This is a genomic window from Syntrophomonas sp. DTU019 (assembly GCA_913757435.1).
In the GTDB taxonomy this organism is placed as follows: domain Bacteria; phylum Bacillota; class Syntrophomonadia; order Syntrophomonadales; family Syntrophomonadaceae; genus DTU019.
The window spans coordinates 231739-252915 of the sequence record CAJYDM010000005.1 but is presented as its reverse complement, the minus strand read 5'-3'; the positions used below and the strand labels follow the sequence as shown (position 1 = coordinate 252915).

The 21177-nt window shown below is 44.7% G+C and carries 17 protein-coding genes; 2 read left to right on the top strand and 15 right to left on the bottom strand.

Annotated features, from left to right (window positions below):
- Positions 1-28 precede the first annotated feature (28 nt).
- The 12 genes from cas1b to vanR form a co-directional block, all read right to left on the bottom strand.
- Positions 29-1021, bottom strand: coding sequence for a type I-B CRISPR-associated endonuclease Cas1b (cas1b, locus tag AC15IQ_RS13170; RefSeq protein ID WP_483179613.1), 993 nt, complete (start codon positions 1019-1021; stop codon positions 29-31).
- Between the two features lie 13 nt (positions 1022-1034).
- Complete coding sequence (gene cas4 / locus AC15IQ_RS13165; protein ID WP_483179612.1) at positions 1035-1532, bottom strand: CRISPR-associated protein Cas4; 498 nt, start codon at positions 1530-1532, stop codon at positions 1035-1037.
- Between the two features lie 590 nt (positions 1533-2122).
- Positions 2123-4384, bottom strand: coding sequence for a CRISPR-associated helicase Cas3' (gene cas3 / locus AC15IQ_RS13160; protein ID WP_483179611.1), 2262 nt, complete (start codon positions 4382-4384; stop codon positions 2123-2125).
- Between the two features lies 1 nt (position 4385).
- On the bottom strand, positions 4386-5147 hold the full coding sequence (cas5, locus tag AC15IQ_RS13155; RefSeq protein ID WP_483179610.1) for a CRISPR-associated protein Cas5: 762 nt from the start codon (positions 5145-5147) through the stop codon (positions 4386-4388).
- Positions 5148-5161: 14 nt separating this feature from the next.
- Positions 5162-6205, bottom strand: coding sequence for a CRISPR-associated protein (locus AC15IQ_RS13150; RefSeq protein WP_483179608.1), 1044 nt, complete (start codon positions 6203-6205; stop codon positions 5162-5164).
- On the bottom strand, positions 6186-8300 hold the full coding sequence (locus AC15IQ_RS13145) for a TM1802 family CRISPR-associated protein (RefSeq protein ID WP_483179606.1): 2115 nt from the start codon (positions 8298-8300) through the stop codon (positions 6186-6188). Before AC15IQ_RS13145 ends, AC15IQ_RS13150 begins: the two co-directional genes overlap by 20 nt.
- A gap of 102 nt (positions 8301-8402) precedes the next feature.
- Positions 8403-9149: a CRISPR-associated endoribonuclease Cas6 gene (cas6, locus tag AC15IQ_RS13140; protein ID WP_483179605.1), complete on the bottom strand. Its 747-nt coding sequence runs from the start codon at positions 9147-9149 to the stop codon at positions 8403-8405.
- A gap of 203 nt (positions 9150-9352) precedes the next feature.
- Positions 9353-9604 carry a hypothetical protein gene (locus tag AC15IQ_RS13135; protein ID WP_483179603.1) on the bottom strand — a complete coding sequence of 84 codons (252 nt, stop codon included), beginning with the start codon at positions 9602-9604 and terminating at the stop codon, positions 9353-9355.
- Between the two features lie 34 nt (positions 9605-9638).
- Positions 9639-11090, bottom strand: coding sequence for a 4-hydroxyphenylacetate 3-hydroxylase N-terminal domain-containing protein (locus AC15IQ_RS13130; protein ID WP_483179602.1), 1452 nt, complete (start codon positions 11088-11090; stop codon positions 9639-9641).
- 888 nt (positions 11091-11978) lie between these two features.
- A complete protein-coding gene (locus AC15IQ_RS13125) occupies positions 11979-12860 on the bottom strand; it encodes a D-alanyl-D-alanine carboxypeptidase family protein (RefSeq protein ID WP_483179628.1) in 882 nt (293 codons plus the stop codon).
- 177 nt (positions 12861-13037) lie between these two features.
- A complete protein-coding gene (locus AC15IQ_RS13120) occupies positions 13038-14240 on the bottom strand; it encodes a sensor histidine kinase (RefSeq protein ID WP_483179600.1) in 1203 nt (400 codons plus the stop codon).
- Positions 14173-14871: a VanR-ABDEGLN family response regulator transcription factor gene (gene vanR, locus AC15IQ_RS13115; RefSeq protein ID WP_483179598.1), complete on the bottom strand. Its 699-nt coding sequence runs from the start codon at positions 14869-14871 to the stop codon at positions 14173-14175. Before vanR ends, AC15IQ_RS13120 begins: the two co-directional genes overlap by 68 nt.
- Before the next feature lie 456 nt (positions 14872-15327).
- Between vanR and AC15IQ_RS13110 the strand changes: the two genes are divergently transcribed.
- Complete coding sequence (locus tag AC15IQ_RS13110) at positions 15328-16089, top strand: enoyl-CoA hydratase/isomerase family protein (protein ID WP_483179596.1); 762 nt, start codon at positions 15328-15330, stop codon at positions 16087-16089.
- A gap of 226 nt (positions 16090-16315) precedes the next feature.
- Here AC15IQ_RS13110 and AC15IQ_RS13105 read toward each other — a convergent pair whose 3' ends face one another.
- Together AC15IQ_RS13105 and AC15IQ_RS13100 are read right to left on the bottom strand one after the other, a co-directional pair.
- Complete coding sequence (locus AC15IQ_RS13105; RefSeq protein WP_483179594.1) at positions 16316-17122, bottom strand: CoA-transferase subunit beta; 807 nt, start codon at positions 17120-17122, stop codon at positions 16316-16318.
- The gene (locus tag AC15IQ_RS13100; RefSeq protein ID WP_483179592.1) at positions 17122-18087 is read right to left on the bottom strand and encodes a CoA transferase subunit A; all 966 of its coding nucleotides are present in this window, start codon (positions 18085-18087) and stop codon (positions 17122-17124) included. Before AC15IQ_RS13100 ends, AC15IQ_RS13105 begins: the two co-directional genes overlap by 1 nt.
- 331 nt (positions 18088-18418) lie before the next feature.
- On the opposite strand from AC15IQ_RS13100, the gene AC15IQ_RS13095 reads away from it, so the two are divergent.
- The gene (locus AC15IQ_RS13095) at positions 18419-20029 is read left to right on the top strand and encodes an IS1634 family transposase (protein WP_483179590.1); all 1611 of its coding nucleotides are present in this window, start codon (positions 18419-18421) and stop codon (positions 20027-20029) included.
- Here AC15IQ_RS13095 and AC15IQ_RS13090 read toward each other — a convergent pair.
- Entirely contained in the window at positions 19993-20886 is an 894-nt protein-coding gene (locus AC15IQ_RS13090; protein WP_483179588.1) for a CoA transferase subunit A, read from the bottom strand. The two genes, AC15IQ_RS13095 and AC15IQ_RS13090, sit on opposite strands and share 37 nt — an antisense overlap.
- Between the last annotated feature and the right edge of the window lie 291 nt (positions 20887-21177).

The window sequence follows — 21177 nt, the reverse complement described above, 5'->3', positions numbered from 1 at the left end:
ACTTCGATAACAAACATTCCGGCACCTCCTACCACCGCGAAACGAAGGGACAGTATTCTTTTTCCCCGATTAAATGCTTCTCAAGCTTGTACAGTTCCATCCTCATCAAGCGCCGGTAAGAAACCTCTCTTCCCAGTTCCCGATGTTTAATAGTAGTTGTCAGACGGTTTTCCCACTCTTCAACAAAGATCCTCCTGCCTTTATCATTCATAAGAATCCCATTGGTCCTCTTTTCAAAATGGCTTGCCTTTAGCATGTTACGCCCTAATAAAGAGAAAATTAGACGGTCCACCATTATTGGTTTGAATATCTCAGCGACATCCAGATTCAGGCTAAAACGTCTGAAGTTAGTAGTGTGTAGATAGCCAATTCGCGGGTCCAAGTGGGTCTTATATATCTCACTGAGTACCGCCGTATAGGCCAACGTGTTTCCAAAACTGATTAAGGCATTTATTCTATCCTGTGGCGGACGTCGGTTTCTCCCATTAAACTCGAAATCCTCTTTCCCGATGATATAATTGAAAGTTGAATAGTACACATCTCGAAGGTTGCCCTCAACAGCCATCAATTCGCTGATATTCCCGCAACGGCTAATTCTATCAAATAAGGAGATTATTTGTTCAAGCTCTTGCTCCACATCTTTGCCGCGATTGTGATAATATTTAACAACGGCAATGATATTAGCTGCTGCTCCTTCCACGAACCGGCGGGCAATATCTAACCTCTTTTGCTCGTCCAAATAATGCTCGGCCTGTCTTAAAATCATATGCCCGGAATTAAGATGCTCCCTGGGATAGTAGGAACCCATATAGTAACCATAATTATTAAGAAAATGCAGTATGATTTCTTTCTGGGTGAGGAATTCTAAGAAACGTTTATTCAAGCTCACTTCCCCATATATTACTATCTCCTTGATGTCTTCGACTGGAAGGTATTTCTTAACTCCATCTCTTTCGAAATATAGGGTATTGTCTTTACGCTTAAAATCTCCATCGTTAAAAACATAAATAGTCTTTTTCATAACCCCTACCCCCTCAGGACCAACAGAACTCGCCATAAGCGCATTGTCGACAATATTTGATTCTCTTAGCCCGTGGTGGAAGCGGTTCATCCACTAGTTCTTCAATATCCTCGATCGCCTTGCGAATCTCGGCTTCCCTTTCCGGGTCCAGCTCAACTTCAAAACGCTTCTTCTCCTCTGGAATAAGCAATTCGCCCCGGGCGGCAATACCCATGTCTTTCATTTGCAGCAAATAAAAGAGTAGTTGATGGGTAGCGCTATCTAAAAAACGCGATGTCTTTTTTATCTCCCCTACCACCAGCTCCCCGTTCTCGTGGCGTATCAAATCGAGTTTGGCGAGTCCTAAATCGATTTCTTTCTTCTCCCGTTTATAAGCATTCTCCCCAATTGACCGACCAATCGCCATGTTTTCATCGTCTTGATCAGGGAATATCTGGTGAGCCATTAACCAGGTTTCTCGCGGGCAAATATAGTAATACCATACCAAAGTACCGGTAACTGAAAAGTCCATAATAAACACCTCAGATTTAAAGAACTTCCATTAGTAGGTAGACAATAATTCCGGCTTCATACCAATATCTCGCAATATTCTGCACAACAAGACCTGCCCTATTTCTTCATCTGTATGACATGGAATGACAGTAGCGCGTCCATCAGAAAGCTGAAAGAATACACGGTTCATTTCTTCGAATAAAACCCAATGACACACAATAATTATTCCAAGTCCTTTGCGAAGGAACCTCGACCTTATGGATTCTTGCAAACAAATAACTGCCCGTTTCGTCATGGACTTGTTCCAAAATACTATTTGATTGCTTTCTATTTCATTCAAATCCTTAACTGGGCATGACATACGGATAATGCTGGTATTGTAGACATTTGGATTCCATCTTAATCTTTCTCGATTATTCAGGTGAATAGCCGTTTTTCCATCTTAGTATCCTTCCTCCTTCTTGGATTAATATATAAACGCTCTGCCTTCATCTATAAAGCCAGTTGATGAGTCATAATAATCATTAATTTGGTCTTTTGGTATCCAATAAAAATCGCTTACTATTTCACCGAAAGATCGATCTCCAAAACTAGGCGGAATGTTTCCAACTATTCTCTTGAGCCGAATAGATAAGAAATATTGCTGCATTGCAGCCATAGTAGTTTTAGGCGTGCTTTAATAGCAAAATATCCTTCTTTATCAGCTTGGCGTAACTGTTTTCTCAAATCGATATACAAATCAGCTAACTCCGTGGCGATTTCGTCGTATTCAACAAAAACATCTACTATTTCACTGCTTTGCTTTATTAATTCGAATTTACTTATATACTCAAAATCAAGTTCGACAATTCCTTTTTCCCATATCTGTTTTGATTCATCCGGTAAACCTTGTTTTAATAGAATTAAATAATAATCATCAACCAAAGCACGGTATTCTTCTTCACCTATTACTCTTTTATCAACAAAAATAGCCTTGACTCTATTTTTTTGATCAGTCCCATAGACGAAACCGCAATCATTGTCTATTTCAGTTATATAAATTGGGAGATGACTTCCTTTACTATTATTTCTGTTAACCCGTCCTGCTGTTTGTATTAATGATGGTAAAGGTGCCAAATCTCGAAAAGCCATATCAAAATCCAGGTCCACACCTGCTTCAATTGTCTGAGTTGATACTAGGATGAACGGAATTTTGAATTTTAGATACCGCTTGGCCCGTTTAATAACCTTTTTTCTTACTATAGGTATAATATTTGTTGATAAATATAAAACCCGCCGCGGGTATAGTTCTGACAACTTTTTGTAGAGATTTAGGCTTCTTTTAATGGTGTTTATAACAATGAGAGCAGCGCCTTTTCCAGCATATTTTGCCTGGAATTTCTCTATAAACTCATCTTCATTTATGGCTCGGCCCTCAATTAATGATATGAACTGGGTTCTTCTTAAATTGGTAAAATAAGCTTCATTATTAGGTAATAATTCAATGCTTGGTTGAAGCATACCTATATCATCTTTAAGCTGATCGGCAAACTGCATGATTTTCGGCTGGGTTGCTGTCATCAAGATAAAACGGGTACCATAATGTGCCGCCAACCTTCTTATAACAGCTCCAATCAGGGGCATATATTCATCTGGCAGGGCCTGGATCTCATCCATAATCACTATGCTGCCCGCTAATTTGTTTATCTTCTTGAGATTTCGATTTCGATTTGATAGCAAAGATTGCAGCAACTGTACATAGGTAGTTATGATTACATCTGCTTCCCAAGATTCGGTTTCTAGCAGCACGTTTTCCAAAGAGCGGTGCTGGTCTGTATGCTTCTCAACTTGGCCAAGATGGTAGTGGGCCAGCAAACTTACGTCTTCGCCACAGATTTCTTGATAATCTTCAAGGTTTTGCTCAATAATGTTCACGAAGGGGATAGCTGTAATTATCTTGGGCAGTTTCTTTAAGCCCAATCCTTTAAGCCTATGAGATAAATAGGCAGCTGCCTGCAAAGAGGCTAAGGTTTTGCCTATTCCAGTGGGAGCGGTTAAAGTATAGATTCTGTGGTCCAGTATTTCCTGCTCAGTCATCTTGCTTAGAACTTCAATTACTTCTTTTCTAGCATTTTCCCGGCGCTCATTTAATTCTAGGTGCTTTCCCTTGTTTTTTTTCACCAGGTACTCAGGAATCCTATCCGGGCTAATCTGATTTCTTACTTTGATTGCGATCTGGGCGGAATCAAGTTTATCCTGATCAATCAGCAGCGAAAATAAAAGAATCAAGAAGAAAAACCATTGAGCATTTTTCAATCTGGCACTTTTTAAATAGTGCGGGATGTCGCAGATGTTTTGCAAAACGGTGTTTCCTAAACTTAAGTAGTCTTCAAAGTCTTTCCTGCTGCATTTTTCAGGGAACTCTTTCAGAATCTTTTCCGCATTCTGCAACAAGTTCTTCTGTTTATTTAGCAGGGATTTGGTCATGTCATTGGGATTCGTATTCAGACCGTGCACTCGCAGGTTGCTATGATGCAAGCGCACCGCAAGATAGCAAAAAAAGCTGATTATCATGTTAAGATCAGGTCGGCCATCTGCAGAACCGTTCAGCATATTATAGACATACAACGCCGATATGTGCGCATGATCTTGATCCGGCGAATTTTGCCCCTTAATCATATAATCCTGAAAAAAATCCGTATACTTGCCCAAGTCATGATATTTTCCGCACAGCATAGCCAGTTTTTCGAACTGTTCGGCTTTGATACCGCGAAAGTTAATATATTCTGAGACAGCCGATTGGCAGCCTCTGCTTACCAACTGCAAATGCTCCGGTAGCCACTGTTTTACATTTTTGTTGTAATGGGCCCAGTACACTTCTAACCTCTCCATGTTAATGCATCCAAGCAATGACTTCGCCGTTATCCAATTGCACTAGCTTATCAGCGCTGCCCCAGATGCCTGTGCCATTGGCATTAATGATAAAATTTCCTTTACCTCTAGCTGTCAGCTTACGTTCCCGATCAAACTCCAACGGCAGGTCTTCTTTCAGGTAATTGTAAGTTCTGTCTGTGGCCACCTCTAGGTGAGTTAAGTCTTTAGCCGCTACGATCGAAGAAATATGACGTTTTTCTTGTGCGTCACGCAGCGGTTCACCTTGGTATATCTGATCCGTTTCAATCCATCCGAGATTCTGGGCACTGCCCAAGGCAAGAGCTATACCTTTACTTCGATAAAAGTGTTCATTCTCGGGTGATAAGATTTTCAATAGTGCATTATGTATCGCTTTATTGTCATGGTGTACCCAGACCTTATAATCAAGAAATCCATTGACTAGATCCCATGGTATGACAAATTCCGTAGCGGTTTGAGAATGATGGTCTGCTGAACCATTTAAGTCATTGGAGCCCTTAACCATGAGCAGATTCATTTTCTGCATAGTCTTCTTCTGCGGTGAACAGAGGGCCAGCCCAATCTGGCACTCCTCCAATGAGAATCGTTCATAATATGAATCGCGTTCTATGCCCAATAAGCCAGCCAGAATACCAATAATCGTCGTACGCGGTGGTACCCAATAGCTCAATGCAGAAGAATTGGAATAGTATTTGCGGAAATGAGCCATTTTTCCACATAGATGAAAAGCTAAAATATCCATGTGCTTCACCCTTCCTAAAGGATAGGCGTTAATAATTCTAAAGGTTGATATTCAGGAAAGTTTACCATATTAGCAGTGTCGACGCTGGGGTGGATCCAACCCCTAACCTCTTCCACAAAGCCTTTGTCCCGCATAATCTTTATCTTTGCGTCTAATTCAGAAAAATTTACTTTAATATCGGACCAGCGGCGAACATTATCTTTTGCATCCTCAATTGTGATAAAACGTCTGAGGTCTCCGAGATAGCCATCAAATTCAGGATTATATACGATCTCGAGGTAGTACTGTGGCGTTTGGCCCTGTTTGCTGTCTGTTTGGTTATTATGCATGCTTTGAACCAATGCTTTACAAAAGATTTCGTGATCGGCATCCGTCATCCCCGTAAGCTGGGCAGCATATTTATTTATAGTTCCGTAATGGACAAAATGGCCATAATACAGTTTATATTTTTTACCGAAGGTGGAACTGTCGTCGTTCATAATGGACGTAATGCTGCTTGATTCGACTAACTCGACCGGATGCATAGAATATCCCCAGGTAATCTGAACTGCTCCTGTATATGTTTTGGAGAACCCTTCTACCGCCATGGCGCTGCCAAACAGCCGAATATCGATTAACTGCTGTTTAATAATTTCCGTAAATAAGGCATTGTTAAAAACGGAGGCCTTTTCCTTGGATTTATTATTTTTGGCCAGTTTCTTTAATTCTTCATAGATATCAGTCCATTTGTCATCAACCAGCCAATTGCTACGTAAATATTCATGATTGGCTTTGATTGCTTCAACTCGATCAGGCTGGCTCAAAAAGTCTTTTAGTACTGCAGCCAACATTTTATCCATCGGTACTTTTTGGTCAGCCAAAACATCCACAAAGATGCTAAAGCCTTTATTCTTCAGAAAATCCCGGATATCCCTTTTTCTCCGGGCATCGCTCACCAACGCAGTCATGGTTTCATAATCCATGCGTGGTTTGTTTTCCTGATCTGGATCTCCATTAACATTGGTCATAATGGCTTCAAAGCCAAAGATAAACTCACTGTTATTCTTCACTATTGCCATTATTCTCTTCCTCCTCCGCTGATATTGTAGCATCTTCTTCCTGCATGGTTTTCTTTTCCTCCTGGCTCAAATCGGGCGAAGACTTTTTCCCCACCCGGAAAGCGTATCCAGCCATAATATAAAACACATTAGCATGTTCACTTAAAGAACAGCCCCCTGTAGTCAACACAGAGCCCATATAATGATGGAAGCGATTCATAAGCCATTCGGTATAGAAATTGATTTTATTATATTGACGGAGCTTTTCGACAAGATCTTCGTAAAATCGCAGAATGTCTTTCTGGTTCATGCCCTGGAAATTCACCTTTTTAAAAATTGGCTTATTTTTATGACCCTTGGCAGCCTGGGCTATCGCTACCCTCTTCATCATAAGTCCCAGATAAAACAAGGCTCTAGATTCGACAGTAAAATTCTGCTCTTCTAAAAAACGCTCCGCCTCACATATGAACTCTGGATATCCATCTTTTGGTAAGTCTTCATTCATAGCTTTGTACTCCCCCTTATGATTGAATATCGAACCTTTTAATAACCCAAGTTCCTGCATTACCTGCAATATGACCAAATAAGAAAATATAACTTTTTTAATATAAAAGTCTTCCTTACCCCCTGTATATCTTTTCAGCTCCAGATTGAAATAGTTTCGTATTTTATCGCTTGACAATTGCCTTAAACCCTTATCCAACGCTTCCAGGGCATAGCGATAAACCAAATCAGCTTTCACCTGCTCGCGTTTCAAAATACTTTTGTAAAAAGATAAAACGCGGCTTGCATCCACCTGTTTAAGTTTGTTACGGACCTTCTTGGTTTTTACAGGTATAACGCGGTAAATACTATCCAAGGAAAAGTATTTCAAATGCTCGGTTACGGTCACTAGGCGCTGCTTAAATGCTTCTATGATCTCAAGGAAAAATCTGCTGTTGACATCGCTGATGGTTTGTAAAACTGTCACCGAATTGCCGTTAGTATCATAAACAATGAAGTGCAAATTAAAATGCTCTATGTGCAGCCACCGGGTTTCCGCACCGATACCATTTATCCAGAACTCAGCTTCTTGTGGCTTAAAGACAAAATCAATTTCACGTTTGATCTCGTTAATATTTTCATACTCAAAATCTTTCAACAGCCCTTCCGGGAGTATAAAGGTTCTCTCTCCGGCCAAGCGTGTGGTCAAACGATTGAGAATCACTTTTTCCCCCTGCCGCAAATCAGCGAAACAATCTTTGCAGAAGCTGTAATTATGTTCGTAACCTTCTGTTTCGATATTCTTAGCATAATTTATGGTAGTGGTGGTAAAAACTTTGTTAATACCATCTCTTCTTAGTCTGGTCGAATACTCTGCACAGGCTAAATCATTTTTCTTTAAACCGCAAATATAACAGGCTTCAGGCTTATTAATGGTTTTCTTATTAACTTTTGCAGCCTTTTCGCTGCTCTCTTCCTCCAGCTTATGAACACGCTTGATTAATTCAAGATAATCGTCATGGGTGGCAATTTCGATCGTTTTACCATCCTTAGTCTTAATCCTCGGTATCACGAGAGCAATTTGATCCCCGGACCTTGCTCGTACTGCCATTTTGACTAACGTCTCCATGGTAATTTCTTCTTTTCCCGCTTGTGTTTTACGTACTAGCCTTTTTTTCTTGCTATCATATTTCAAGTCCAAATGCGGATTATTTATAAAATAGGTCATCCTCTCTAGGACCAGGTTGCCGGTTTCATCCTCGATTAAACCTGCATCCTTTAGCTCCTGCAATTGGCTTGATAAGGCCTGTAGTTTATTTAACTTCAATAATTCGTGAAGATTGTTCCACAAGCCCATAAAATAATAAAGGTCTTTGCCTTCCCTTACGACATGAAACTGTTTCGCGTTCGCCCTATTATTGCCAAAATATTTATAACGCTTTACTGCTTCACTGTTGTACGAGTGAAGATCGACAAAATCTATTTCATTTTTACCCAAATCAAAGGTCATGAAAGCTATATAAGGTGGCTTGTCATCCTCTGTATTAAGCTTGGGCTCTTGATACAGCACACTGAATATATCCTCATCAGCCCAGACCCGTCCAATCCTGGCTGTCAATAACGGTAAATTCAAACTCTATCACCTCCATCTTGAAAATCTACATCCACATAATTCTATCGTCTTTTCCCACTACTCAGGATTCATCTTGGGGAATAAACTGTTACAGGTTTATATCTACCCCACCACCTCCCAGCATCCAAACCCCTGTGAGTTCTTGCTTCCCAGGCCGGTATCATATGCCACCTTGATTAACTCCGGGCTGCCTTGAAGCCAGTAGATACCGTTGTACCCGACAATATATGTTCCCTTATAATTGATCACCGCTTTAAAGCGCTGCTCCTGGGTTCCATTAGGGATGATTTTAAATTCATGATTGCCTGGGGGCCCTCCATATAAGACCTGATATTTGGCTAGCAGATTGGACCGGGCTATTTCCTGGAAGCGGGTCTGCCAGGGAGAATAGTATTCGGTTCGTTTGCGGTTGCCTTCTACATTGACGGTCGAATACGCTACAGTCGGGGAAAGCATTTTTATTTGAACTCGGTCCTGAAAAGAAATCTCTTTTTCCACAGAGATACTTTTTACTCCGACAACGGTGCCGCCCAGAAAGCTCCAGTCGGATGTAATCAGAGTCTCGGCCAGGTCAGTGATAAACGGTTCCAGTGGGGAGGAAATGATGAGATGAATGGGAGGACGAAATGCTATGATTCCCTGATTCCTATACAAAGTAAATGGAGCCAGCAATCTAGAGAAGGTAAATAGCCTGAATCGCTTTCTACCATACTGAAAACCGGTTTGATGTAGGAATTCGCTATACTCGCGATCCCGAAGGTTTTTATAAAGAAACCCCTGCACCATGTGGCTGTAGTGGATGGGAAGAACCAAATCTTTTTCGGCATTTAGTTCGATGTTTATGCGCATCGGTACACCCCCTAGAGGAGCTACTTATTTACATATTCTTTTGCAGGCCAAGCATCTCCTGCCAACATTTTCATATATTTTACATATTTGTACATTAGGTAGCATTATCACGTCGACTTCTGTACACCCATAATAATGCTATTAATTTACTCTAATCCTTACTAAGGACAAGTCATTGTCACCAAGATAATGTTTTTCACACATCAACTAAAAATCTTCTCTAATACATCAATAGATGGCGAATAATTGACACCCTCACCATGGCTCCACCTACAATTTCTATTAATCCATACGTTCTCATTGATATGGAATGAAAACCCTTTGCCATGTATCATGAGGATCTGAACTTCAATGTGGTCGAAACCGGCGATAAACTCGAAACCAAACTGCCCCCATTCTTCCGCAACCACCACAAAGGGCAGCTGCTTTATTAAGCCAGCTGCCCTTTTTCTCATAGAACGCTATCCAATTAGGGGAAATCGCCTCAACCTATTTATTCGTGATCCCCGCCATTTTCATGGCTCTCCCCTTCAAGTAGTTTAGATTATTATTCATACGCATTCCCAATCTCTGTACAGCTGCGGGGCCGCCCCCATGGGAGGATTCAGTGGGCACGATGGACCCCTGGCCGCACAGGTATTCAACCAGGCGCGTAATCCGCACCCTGTTTTCTGTAGAGACATCAGCCCGGCCTTTGAAATACTTGTCAACATATTCAGCTATGTCAGGATTATCGAAATCCTTCTGGGTGGGAGCGGTGCAGATTATACCGCCAACTATCTCGGTGGCCCATTTGGATGCAGCCCAGACCGCTTCCACAGCCTGCAGTTTGGCCGCATTGACCAGCAAATCGTCGGGGATATAGGCGCCTGAGGGATGTGCTTTGGCCTTGTACCCAGCCGCGATAGCAGTCCCATAAGCCAGGGCTGACTGGAAGGACATCTCCACTATCTTATCTTTTATATGGCTTAGCTTATCAATACCGTTATACTCAGCAGCTACAGCAGCAGCCCCATAGGTAAGGTCGCAATGCCCGGATTTGCAGGCTGCGGTTGCCATGCGTTGGAAGGTGCCGAATGTGGCCGCCATAATGCCTGCGAATTCGTACTCACCGCACATGAATATCATTTCATTGGGGATAAAAACATCATTGAAGACCACCAGTGTGGAGCCGTGAACCCCGTATTTGGCATTGCCGAAGTCCATGGGGTCGGTGCTAAATAAACGGCGGGCATTGGGGGCCGGAGCTTCCGCAATATGAACGATTCCGGGAGCATTGGGCGGAACCGCGAAGGCTAGGGCAAAGTCCTTTTCGTCTGCTTTCATAGAGGTGGTTGGAACTACTATATTGTAGTGAGCCAGTGCTGCTCCGGACTGGTGAGCTTTTGCGCCCCTCACTATGATACCGTCGGGGCGTTTTTCGACCACATGCAGGTATACATCCGGGTCGGCTTGCTGGCCGGGGCTTAAGGATCTATCCCCTTTCGCATCAGTGACCATACCGCTGCAAACCAGGTCCTCTTCCTGAACGTATGTAAGGAATTTTAAAAACCGGTCGTGGTAGTCAGTACCGTATTTTTTATCAATATCGCCGGTAATCATGTACAGGGTGTTTAAAGCACCGGTTCCAACACAACGGGCACCTACACAGGCGCCGTGAAATGGGGTCAGGAACTTACTCACCTCAGCCCTTTTGATCAAGTCTTCGGGTGACTGACAGATGTGCAAGAAACGGTTGATCATCTTCCCGGTTAAGGGCGATTTGACGGTCATCAGGGTTTCGTTCTCGGTCTCCTTGGCCATCCGGTAGGTTAAAGCAATAGCGTTTAGTGTCGGTGCAAAGGTGGGATGGTCAGCAACCTGTTCAACCTTTTCACCAAAGGCGTAGACCGTCGTGTTCATGGCTCTAATACTATCCCGGTACTCCTGCTCAGTTTTCATAATTCACCTCTCCTTTTCTTTTCTCTGTAAGTACTGCACAATCAACCAACAGCTAAAGGGGGAGGCCAGATTAAATATCCTTTAAAACAGGGTCTTATTCACTGCCTGCGTTATCCCGGTTAATATTCATCGCCAGCACCTGCAATGACTGAACTATAGATTCATGAGCCCCTACACCGCAACAATAATAATTACCGTACCCCCGTGCATTATCAACATACCTATGGATGACATAATGAAATAAGCCGCTACAGAGAATACATCATTGTTATGCACAACATCCCTCCTTTATGTTATATATTGGCAACTCTTAATGGATTTTCCTGCTATTGCCTTTTTTCATTCCTCTGATAACGGTTGCCTGTGTCCACCTACCCCTGAAAACCCTGCTCAGTCAAATTTCACCGGCATATATTTTTCATGGGCCACCCATGGTCTAGTTAGTATTTAGTGCTTGAATCTGCTTGAGCATATATAATGAAATTAAGGGAGGGATATGCATGAAATGCCAGGTTTGTGAAAAGAACACGGCGTCTCTGAACTGCCAGGGATGCGGGCTGCCGTTGTGTAATGACTGCTGCTTTTTGGATCTGTTTGGTCACGGCTGTGGATGTGTAGTTCCCCTATATATGTGCCATAAATGCATTAATGACCCGTATGAAAACCCATATACAACAGGCGATATGAGCTTCAAGCTGTCTGGATAGCTGGCGGTGATTTCGGTAAATAGCAATACTGGCTGGTCATAAAGGCCCTTTAGTCAGAAAAACAGATAACCGAGAGCTTGATTACTCCCGGTTTTCTTTCTTTACTTGCACCTGAGACCGGGTCCGAACGGTACAGGGCTTTAAAGGATGCAGGACTGAATGGAAACCGAACTAGCGCACCCTACCTTATACTGTTGTACACTGTAAAGGCATCCTTGATGTTGTACTGCTCAGTCTTATGGCTGCCTTTGGCCCCTGCCGTAACCAGGATATATTCTTTTCCTCCCTTAACCGCGTAACTGGCCAGGCATAAGCCCGCCTCTTCCGTATAGCCGGTTTTCCCCCCCATAAGTCTCCCCTCATTAATTCTGTAGGCAGTGCCGCTGGAATTGACCTTTTCAAACATGGTGCTATGAAACGTAATTCCGTCAGGATGCTGCCTGGTAGGATTAGTGGTGTACCGGGAGGTGCAAAAGATCTCTTTGAAAGTATCGTTCTGCAAGGCATAGTTTAAAAGAACGCTTAAATCTCTAACGGTGGTATAGTGGTTCTTATCATGCAGTCCGGTAGAATTGCTGAAATGGGTCATACTCATTCCCAAATCCGAGGCTTTCTTATTCATAAGTTTTACAAATCCAGCCTCCGAACCGCCGATATAGTCGGCCAAGGTAATACAGCATTCCGCGCCGCTGGGCAGCATAACTCCATATAGCAGATCGATCGCCCTAACCTTTTCACCGGGTTGAAAACCGGCCATGGTTGCATCGGTATTATGCAATTCTTGAAAAACAGAGTCAGATATTTTTATCTCCTTTTGCAGGTTGGGCAGGTTTTCAATAGCCACCAGGGTTGTCATCATTTTAGTCAGGGAAGCCGGATAAATCCTGGTTTCGCTGCTTTTCTGCAATAAAACCGTGTGGTCACTCACAGACACCAAAATGGCATGGGGACTATACAACCTGTCCGCGGAAACGGTTGCCGAAGGATTGGCGGCAGTGTTAAACGGCTGTAAGGGCCGCTTGGATGGAATTGTACTTAATTGTGGGAATTCTGCACCAGACATGGCCACCGATTTGCATATGAGAGCCATTGCTATGATTAACAATAACAGGATCAGCAATTTGGACTTTGATCGTTTCCTAGTGGTGTGGTATGTCATAACAAACAACTCCTTGTTCTGTACTGACTCTATTGAAGCAAAGAACCGGGAGTTGTATTTGAATTCAGGCTTATAAAGTTCTTAAGATTCTCTTAATTCTGCATCCAAAACTGGCAAGGTAACCGTAAATGTGGTGCATTCCCGATTGCTCTCCGCAGAGATGGTTCCTCCGTGAGCAGTCAGAATCTCCCGGGCGATGGCCAGGCCTAATCCGGCGCCGCCGGTATGGGAGGAACGGGCACTATCCAATCGGTAAAACTTCTCAAAGATGGTGTCAAGTTTGGCGGGTGGAATGGGGTTGCCCTGGTTTACAAAGGTTATGATTATATGGACATTATCCTGAAGTGCGGTGACAGTGATGGAGGTATTAGGATAGCTGTAGGCCATAGCGTTTTTCAATACATTGTTGAAGACCCGGGCAAGTTTATCCGCATCTCCCCATAGGGTGAGGCCTTCTGCCGCTTCGACCGTAATCCGCTTTCCCTGCGGGGCTAACATGGGATAAAACTCATCAGCCATCTGCTGAAGCATAAAGGGCAGATTAATCCTTTCTTTATTAAGCACTATATCCTGTAAATTAAATCTGGTAATGTCAAAAAACTCGTCAATTAAGGCTTCCAATCGGTAGGCCTTTTCCAGGGTAATGCCGGTGTATTTGACCATCTGATCGGTGGGCATGTCCGGGGCTTCATCCAAGAGGCTCAAATATCCGATTATCGAGGTTAACGGTGTTTTAATATCATGGGCCAGATAAACCAGCAAGTCGTTTTTGCGCTGCTCGGCCTCCCTGGCGGCCCGTTCCCGCTGCTCTAATATACTCTTGGCTTTGTTCAGCTTGGATTCCATAAAATCCATTTCCGGTGAAAGCTCTATGTCCCCCGGAGATCCTTCCACAAGCTGATCCAAGCCCGCACTTATTTCATTGAAGTATTTGGTCATGCGCGCCAGAGACCAATAAAATACCAAGAGTAATAAGATAAATAGACCGGCCGCCAGCCACAGCAGTTTGTTGTTGCGGAACAGCTGTTGATACAAATAAAGGCTGTCTGGGCGGGATAATGAGAGCACATTTTGACAAAAGGCCACAAAAGCCTCCGCAAAGAGGTTTTGCAGAATCCCATCAATGAGGAAGTACTGCAGGATCCAGCCGAGAATAATGGCGGTGAATGCGATCGAAATCACCTGCACCAGTATCTTTCTATTCAGTCTGGAAAAATCATTTTTCAATCTTGTACCCGACTCCCCATACCGTTTTGATATATTTGGGTCGTTCCGCTGAATCATTCATTTTCTCCCGTAAATGCCTGATGTGCACCATTACCGTATTGTTGCTGCTAGTAAAGTATTTTTCGCCCCAAACCTGCTGAAACAACTCCTCGGAACTGACCACCCGGCCCCGGTTTGAACATAAAACCCATAGTATCGAGAACTCCGTAGGGGTAAGGGATATTTTCCGCTCGTTGAGCATGCACTCATGGGTGTCTTTGTCCAGAACCAGACCCGAAAATGCAATAACATGCTCTTCCCGGTTGGGCTCGGCCGCGTTATATTTGGTGAATCTGCGCAGCTGCGCTTTGACACGGGCAACCAGTTCCAAAGGGCGGAACGGCTTGGTGATATAATCGTCCGCGCCCAGGGTCAGCCCGGTAATCTTGTCGATTTCTTCTTCTTTGGCGGTCAGCATGATAATGGGGTAATTGTGCTGGGCCCGGATCTCTTGGCAAATGGCAAAACCATCGATATCAGGAAGCATTACATCTAAAATGGCCAGGTCTATCTTCTCCCGCTTGACACAGGCTAATGCTTCCTGACCATTGTAATATTTGAAAACCGTATAGTTTTCGTTCTTTAGGTATAGTTCCACCAAATCCGCAATGGCTTGTTCGTCATCAACTATAAGGATGTTAGCAGACATTCCATCAGCTTCCCTCTATATCATTAATGTTCATAATTATTATACTCCCTTAAAAAGCAGCATTTAGCAGCAATATTCTTAATAAAACCTTAAGGAAGCAGAGGGGGACGTTCTTTTTGCTTCCTTGGGGTGGAAGCGGAAAAAAGCTTAGGGACGTTCGTTTTTGCGAAAATCCCTTCAATCCGTCACATTCCCGCTTGTGAAGCAAACTTCATAAGAGTTGGTTATTCTGATATATTCAAAAAGCAGGTGGGGCCCTCTGTTGTCCAGCAACGCAGCGCACGAAAACACAATCAGACACACTTTCCAAACCTGAATAATATAATTAAGAAAAGACAGTGTGAACAAAATTCATAATATCATGAACCGGACTAATTCCGGCAAAGGCCGGAGATAGGGCTTTTGAGCCCATATTGAGGCCATAGTCGGGTTCAGGCTTAACCGGGGAGGACTAGTATGACTATGGAATCGGGAAGCGAAAACCAGCTGGTTTTGGTAGCAAGGGATGACCGGGTGGCAATTATTACGCTCAACAACCCACCCGCCCATGTGCTGTCGCGGACAATGACGGGTGAATTGATCCGGGCTTTCGAAGATTTAAGGAGATTGGATTTGGCTGCAGTGATAATAACTGGTCGCGGCAGCCATTTCTTCTGCGCGGGCGCAGATATCACAGAGTTGGTGCAGAATGGCCCCCAAGAGAACCGGGCCTATTTTTCCCGGCTGTACTACGCTCTCAACCTGGTAAGTACCTGCGGATTCCCTGTCATAGCTGCGGTAAACGGCTATGCGTTTGGAGCTGGACTGGATCTAGCCCTGTGCGCTGATATCAGGGTTATGGACCAAAACACGCAAATGTGCGGCACCGGGGTCAACCTCAATCTGGTTTTCTGTACACAGAGGCTGGCGCGACTGGTGGGCCCGGGGCGGGCTAAAGATATGCTATTGCGGGCAAGGCGGATGGGTGCCGAGGAAACATTACGAATCGGTCTTGTAGAGCATGTCGCGGAACCGGGGCAGGCACTGCGTGAGGCTGAAGTCATTGCCCGGCAAATTAGTTCCAAGGGGCAGGAAGCTGTGCGTAGGGTAAAACAGGTGATTGACGCTGGTCTGGAACTTCCCCTTGAGGATGCGCTCGATTTGGAAGCCGAAGCTATACACGAAATGTTTGCCAGTAGCGAGTTTAAACACCGGGCACAGGCCTTTCTTGCTAAATGAGTACCTCAGCTGGTGAGGGGACAGTTGCTCCCGGCTCTGTGGGGTGAATCACAAATACCGACCCAGTATCCAAAGTATCCGCGAGTTTCATGACTATGACACAGATGAAACAACAGCGGGGAGGAAGCTAGACTGAGGGCTTACCAGCCGTGCTAAGAAAAACGGGAGAAAGTGAAAAGGAAGCGAGAGGAAGCAAAACCAGCGTCCCCCCGCTTTCCCGGAGAATTTACCTCATTTTATAGATGTTCAAAGGATCGATTTCTTCCCGTAAAATACGGATTTCATCCACCAGAATAGGGTCCGCCTCAGTTGCTCGGGAAACATCAATGTCAAAACCAGTATTGGCTTTAACATCTTCAGGAGTTATTCCGGGAAAGTACCTGTCGAGGTACATTATTTTGTCGTCATCGTTGAACTTGCATATTCCCATGGAAGATATAAAACAGCTGGGTCCTCCCTGCATGCCTAATTCCTCGCGTCTGACCAGGGTGCCTTCCGGCCACTTTTTCACCATCCATCCGGGGGTGGTAAGGTAATCTACAAATTCACATACCCGTCGTTTCTGGTGGGCCATGAGTATCACCGTGGTTTTGGCAAAGACTCCGATATCGACTGCACCGGCCGTTCCCGCCAATCTCTTCAAAGGCTTATTATAATCCCCGCCTATAAAGGTGGAATTCACATTCCCATATTTATCTATCTGCGCACCACCAATGAAGCCAAAGTCGATTTCATTGCGGCTTAACGGATAAAGCCCTTCGGGATCACCCATTTGCCAGGAGGATCCGTAGGTTAAACGGCTATCCATAATAGATATGGCCAATTCTTCGGGGTTGGCGTCGGCCTGCCCGGTTTCCACGAAAACAACCATATTGGGGCTGTAGAGCATCTTAGCCAGTTGGGTAGCCACCAGGGGCAAGCCTGTTCCGATCAGGCCCTTTTTGCCATCGAAATTGGCCAGGAATCGTGCCGCATAAACCACCATAGCCTCGACCGGAGTGTATTCGCCTATTTTTGCATATTGTTGAGTCATTATCTCACTCCTCCTTTTCTCCTGGGAACATATCCGTATGGCGGGAACGCACGCAGTTTTTCCAAACGACTGGCACCTAATTTATCCAGATAATCTTCATGCCCCTTGCATCCAAAAATCCAGGTGTCGGCCCACTGGTCGAAGCCCTCCTGGGTCGAACAAGACTTGGCGTACTCCAGGAGAAATGGAATGTCCATATCATAGCAATTGTAGACCTGGCCCGGATGTGCTCCCCACGGCACTTCAACTACCATGTCGACCGAAGTACAAGGAATGCAATTGCGATTCGGATCTTGCCTTATGTATGATTCCGGTACTACCTGTTCGGCGGTAATTATTACCTTTTTGGCACCCAGGGCGCCGTAATGATCAAAGGTCAGGCTGCCGTCGATCCTGACTGTGCCCTCTTCACCTGCCATCTGTACATGACAGATGCAAACATCTAATTTGATGGCGGGAATCAACTGTACGGTCCCCATATTGAAGAAAGGATCTTCCATCAAAACGTATTTTTTATTGGGCAGCATTTCTTTATTTCCGACTACCTCAGCCACTTTGGGTAAATTGTCATAAGCCGGGTTCAAAACATCGGTTCCAATACAAGTCTTGGAAGCGATAAAAGGCACTCCCGCTTGAAGGGCCAATAGGCCAATACTTAGATCCAGGTGTCCAATGTCATCAATAATAATCGTCCCTGATTCGGCCCTCCTTTTTATATTAGGGGAAATACCAAAAGCGCCATTGGATGAATAACACCCTCGATAGGCCGCCACGCACCCGCCTCCCACCAGAATATCGCCTGATTGCGAACAGGTTCCTAAAAGCACCAGGTTCTTTTTCCCCTGCCGCACAATTTCCATAGCCGCCGCTATTGGCCTTCTATCTTCAACTATGCCGCCAAACAGCAAAGTATCTCCGTCTTTTACTTCCTGTATGGCTTCCTGAAGGCTTACCACTTTACTCATATCCATCCTCCTTCTCATTTCAAAATTGGCCTGTTACCTATTGCAACGGGATCTGTATCCCCACGGGCTGGTTGCTCTCAAGTTTTCCAATCTTGAAGCACCGAGCTTATTTAAGTATTGGTCGCGAGACGTTATGCTCAGGATCCATTCCTCCGCCCATTGGTCAAAACCCTCATCGCTCTTCGCAGCTTTTACCCTGCCCTCCCGCTGACACATAACGAGTCAGCGAGAAAAAGGCTGAAAACCTATGAATTTACTTACTTTGGCGAACATTTATAATTGCCCCAAACCTCGTTATGTGTAATAATATGCATAACGAGGAGGTGCTCCTGTGGCAGCAATCATTCATCAGAAAGATAAACGCTCTGGAATTACATACGCATATCAATCCGTATCCTACTGGGACAAGGAGAAGCAGCAGTCGCGTTCTAGAAGAACCCTCATTGGACGAGTAGATGACAAGACTGGCGAAATCCTTCCTACAGACGGTCGGGGGCGAAAGAAGAAGGACGAATCCGTCCCTGCTAAAAGGGGTCCAGTACCCACGGAGGAAACTGCGCGCTTTTTCTATGGCGCTACCTATCTACTAGATGCTATTAGCGAGAAGCTGGGCATAACCCAAGACTTAAAGACCTGTTTCCCGGCAACCTACCGGCAGATATTGTCCACAGCCTATTACCTGGTTCTGGAAGACCATAACCCATTGTACCGCTTTGAAAAGTGGGGAAGCCTTCACAAGCACCCCTATGGTAAAAACATACCCTCTCAAAGAAGCAGCGAGTTGTTCGCCTCCATTACTGAAGAAGAAAAGCAGCATTTCTTCAAGCTGCAAGGGAAGCGCAGAAGCGAAAAAGAATACTGGGCCTATGACATTACCTCCATCTCAAGTTATTCGGAATCCCTACGACAAGTGCAGTATGGGAAAAACAAGGAGGATGACAGACTTCCCCAGCTAAACCTAGCGCTGGTCTTTGGCCAAACCTCCAACCTGCCCTTTTACTATCGAAAACTGGCAGGTAACATCCCCGACTCCAAAACCTTGAAGCACTTATTGTCAGATTTGGACACCCTGGGGTTTTCCAAGGTGAAGTTGGTCATGGACCGGGGTTTCTACAGTGAAGAAAACCTGAATGCCCTTTTCAAAGACCATGTAAAATTCCTCATTGCCGGCAAAATGTCTCTAAACTTTATGAAGTCCAATTTGGAGGGTGTCTATGACAACTTTCGCAACTTTGAGCACTACAGCGAGACCTATGAGCTTTATTACCGCAGCATTGAAACCCAATGGCAGTATACCCAGTATCGACCATACAAGAAAGAAACCCTAAAAGAACCCCGTCGGATCTACGTTCACTATTACTACAACATTGAAAAAGCAGCTGATGAGGAAAAGGCCTTTGACAGAAAGTTGATCATGCTACGTCGCGAACTAGAATCCGGCAAGCGGGTTCCAGAACATGAAACTCAGTATAGGAAGTACTTCGATGTTAAAACCACACCAAAACGGGGTACAAAGGCCACCGTAAAGGAAGAAGCGGTTTTACAGGCCAAGAAGTATTTCGGGTTTTTTGCACTACTCACCAACGAAACCATGGATGCGATTACTGCTCTTGAAACCTACCGGAACAAGGATCTGGTAGAAAAGGCTTTTGGCAACCTAAAAGAACGGTTAAACCTGCGCCGCGCTCTAGTATCATCCGAGCAAAGCTTGGATGGCAAGCTTTTCGTTGAATTTGTGGCACTGATCTACTTGTCTTACATCAAAAAGCAAATGCAGGTGTCGAAGTTGTTCCAAAAGTATAGCATCCAGGGAGCCTTGGATAAGCTGGATGTTATTGAATGCTTTGAGTTCCCTGGTCAACGGCTGCGTGTAGGCGAACTGCTAGAAAAGCAAAAAGAAGTCTATCACGCGTTGGGGGTTGAATTGCCCACCTCGTTATGAGTTGACGGGAATCCAGGTTTTACGTAGTCTCTGATAAATGCAATGTCAGTATCATAACAACCATGAACTTGACTGGGATGTCCTCCCCAGGGAACCTCCACCACCATGTCGACTGCAGTACAGGGTATCTGGTTTCGATTCGGCTCACGGCGCAAGTATTCTTCCGGTACTATTTGCTCGGTGGATATGATCACTGTTCGCGCCGCATGAATGAAGTAATGATCAAAAGCCAGGCTGCCGCTTATCCTGGCAGTCCCCGCTTCTCCCGCCATGGAGGTGTGGATTACGGCTACATCAGCAGGCATGGCAGGCAGAAGTTTTACCATACCCTGGTCATAGAATGGGTCCTCCATAAGCTCGAACTTCTTCCTGGGGATCATCCCTTTATTGCCGGCCATTTCCAGCAGAACCTGATTCCTGTCCATCTGATCATTTAGCACATCACTGCCCAGAGTAGCGCGGGTAGCCACGAATGGGCAGCCGGCCATGGCTGCCATGGCACCATAGATAATATCCAAATGCCCGATCTCATCTGGGAAGAACTGGCCTGACTCGGTCTTGCGAAGTGTTGCCGGAGACAGCCCAAAAGTGGCTATCCCGGTATAACAACCCCGCCAGGCTGCAGCGCATCCAGCTCCAACCAGAATATCTTCCGCCAGAGAACACTGGGCCAGCAGGATCAAGCCCCGCTTTTGCTGACGCACGATTTCATAGGCAGCAGCCATTGGTCGACGGGTGTCGATGAAAGCTCCCAGCATAACCACATCACCATCTCTGATTTCGCCGATGGCTTCTGGCAGAGTAACTATCTTGTTTTCCCTGGTTTTCCTGTGTCTTTGGTCAAATAAATCATTCATAATTTTCTTTCCAAGAATCATGCGTGGATTAGAGCAAAGTATATGCCTTGCATACAAGGGGAATTCTTATTCACTGAATATTTAACAGGCCTGGCATTCTTTTACATTTATATGACTGCTCATAAGTACGTATTACATCATCAGGTATTATAATGATGCAGCGATACCAGCGGAGATAATTGAGTCCATACAATCTGTGATTCCAGCTCACAACCTGACAATCGCTGCTGGTCTGGGACTGGCTATATGCAACAACAGCTGACTGCAACCGGAGGATGAGCTTCATCCTTT

Bases quoted from the DNA above. Each gene is read 5' to 3' on its own strand.
- cas1b (WP_483179613.1), bottom strand. From the start codon at position 1,021: ATGAAAAAGACTATTTATGTTTTTAACGATGGAGATTTTAAGCGTAAA.
- cas4 (WP_483179612.1), bottom strand. From the start codon at position 1,532: ATGGACTTTTCAGTTACCGGTACTTTGGTATGGTATTACTATATTTGC.
- cas3 (WP_483179611.1), bottom strand. From the start codon at position 4,384: ATGGAGAGGTTAGAAGTGTACTGGGCCCATTACAACAAAAATGTAAAA.
- cas5 (WP_483179610.1), bottom strand. From the start codon at position 5,147: ATGGATATTTTAGCTTTTCATCTATGTGGAAAAATGGCTCATTTCCGC.
- AC15IQ_RS13150 (WP_483179608.1), bottom strand. From the start codon at position 6,205: ATGGCAATAGTGAAGAATAACAGTGAGTTTATCTTTGGCTTTGAAGCC.
- cas6 (WP_483179605.1), bottom strand. From the start codon at position 9,149: ATGCGCATAAACATCGAACTAAATGCCGAAAAAGATTTGGTTCTTCCC.
- AC15IQ_RS13135 (WP_483179603.1), bottom strand. From the start codon at position 9,604: ATGAGAAAAAGGGCAGCTGGCTTAATAAAGCAGCTGCCCTTTGTGGTG.
- AC15IQ_RS13130 (WP_483179602.1), bottom strand. From the start codon at position 11,090: ATGAAAACTGAGCAGGAGTACCGGGATAGTATTAGAGCCATGAACACG.
- AC15IQ_RS13125 (WP_483179628.1), bottom strand. From the start codon at position 12,860: ATGTCTGGTGCAGAATTCCCACAATTAAGTACAATTCCATCCAAGCGG.
- AC15IQ_RS13120 (WP_483179600.1), bottom strand. From the start codon at position 14,240: ATGATTCAGCGGAACGACCCAAATATATCAAAACGGTATGGGGAGTCG.
- vanR (WP_483179598.1), bottom strand. From the start codon at position 14,871: ATGTCTGCTAACATCCTTATAGTTGATGACGAACAAGCCATTGCGGAT.
- AC15IQ_RS13110 (WP_483179596.1), top strand. From the start codon at position 15,328: ATGACTATGGAATCGGGAAGCGAAAACCAGCTGGTTTTGGTAGCAAGG.
- AC15IQ_RS13105 (WP_483179594.1), bottom strand. From the start codon at position 17,122: ATGACTCAACAATATGCAAAAATAGGCGAATACACTCCGGTCGAGGCT.
- AC15IQ_RS13100 (WP_483179592.1), bottom strand. From the start codon at position 18,087: ATGAGTAAAGTGGTAAGCCTTCAGGAAGCCATACAGGAAGTAAAAGAC.
- AC15IQ_RS13090 (WP_483179588.1), bottom strand. From the start codon at position 20,886: ATGAATGATTTATTTGACCAAAGACACAGGAAAACCAGGGAAAACAAG.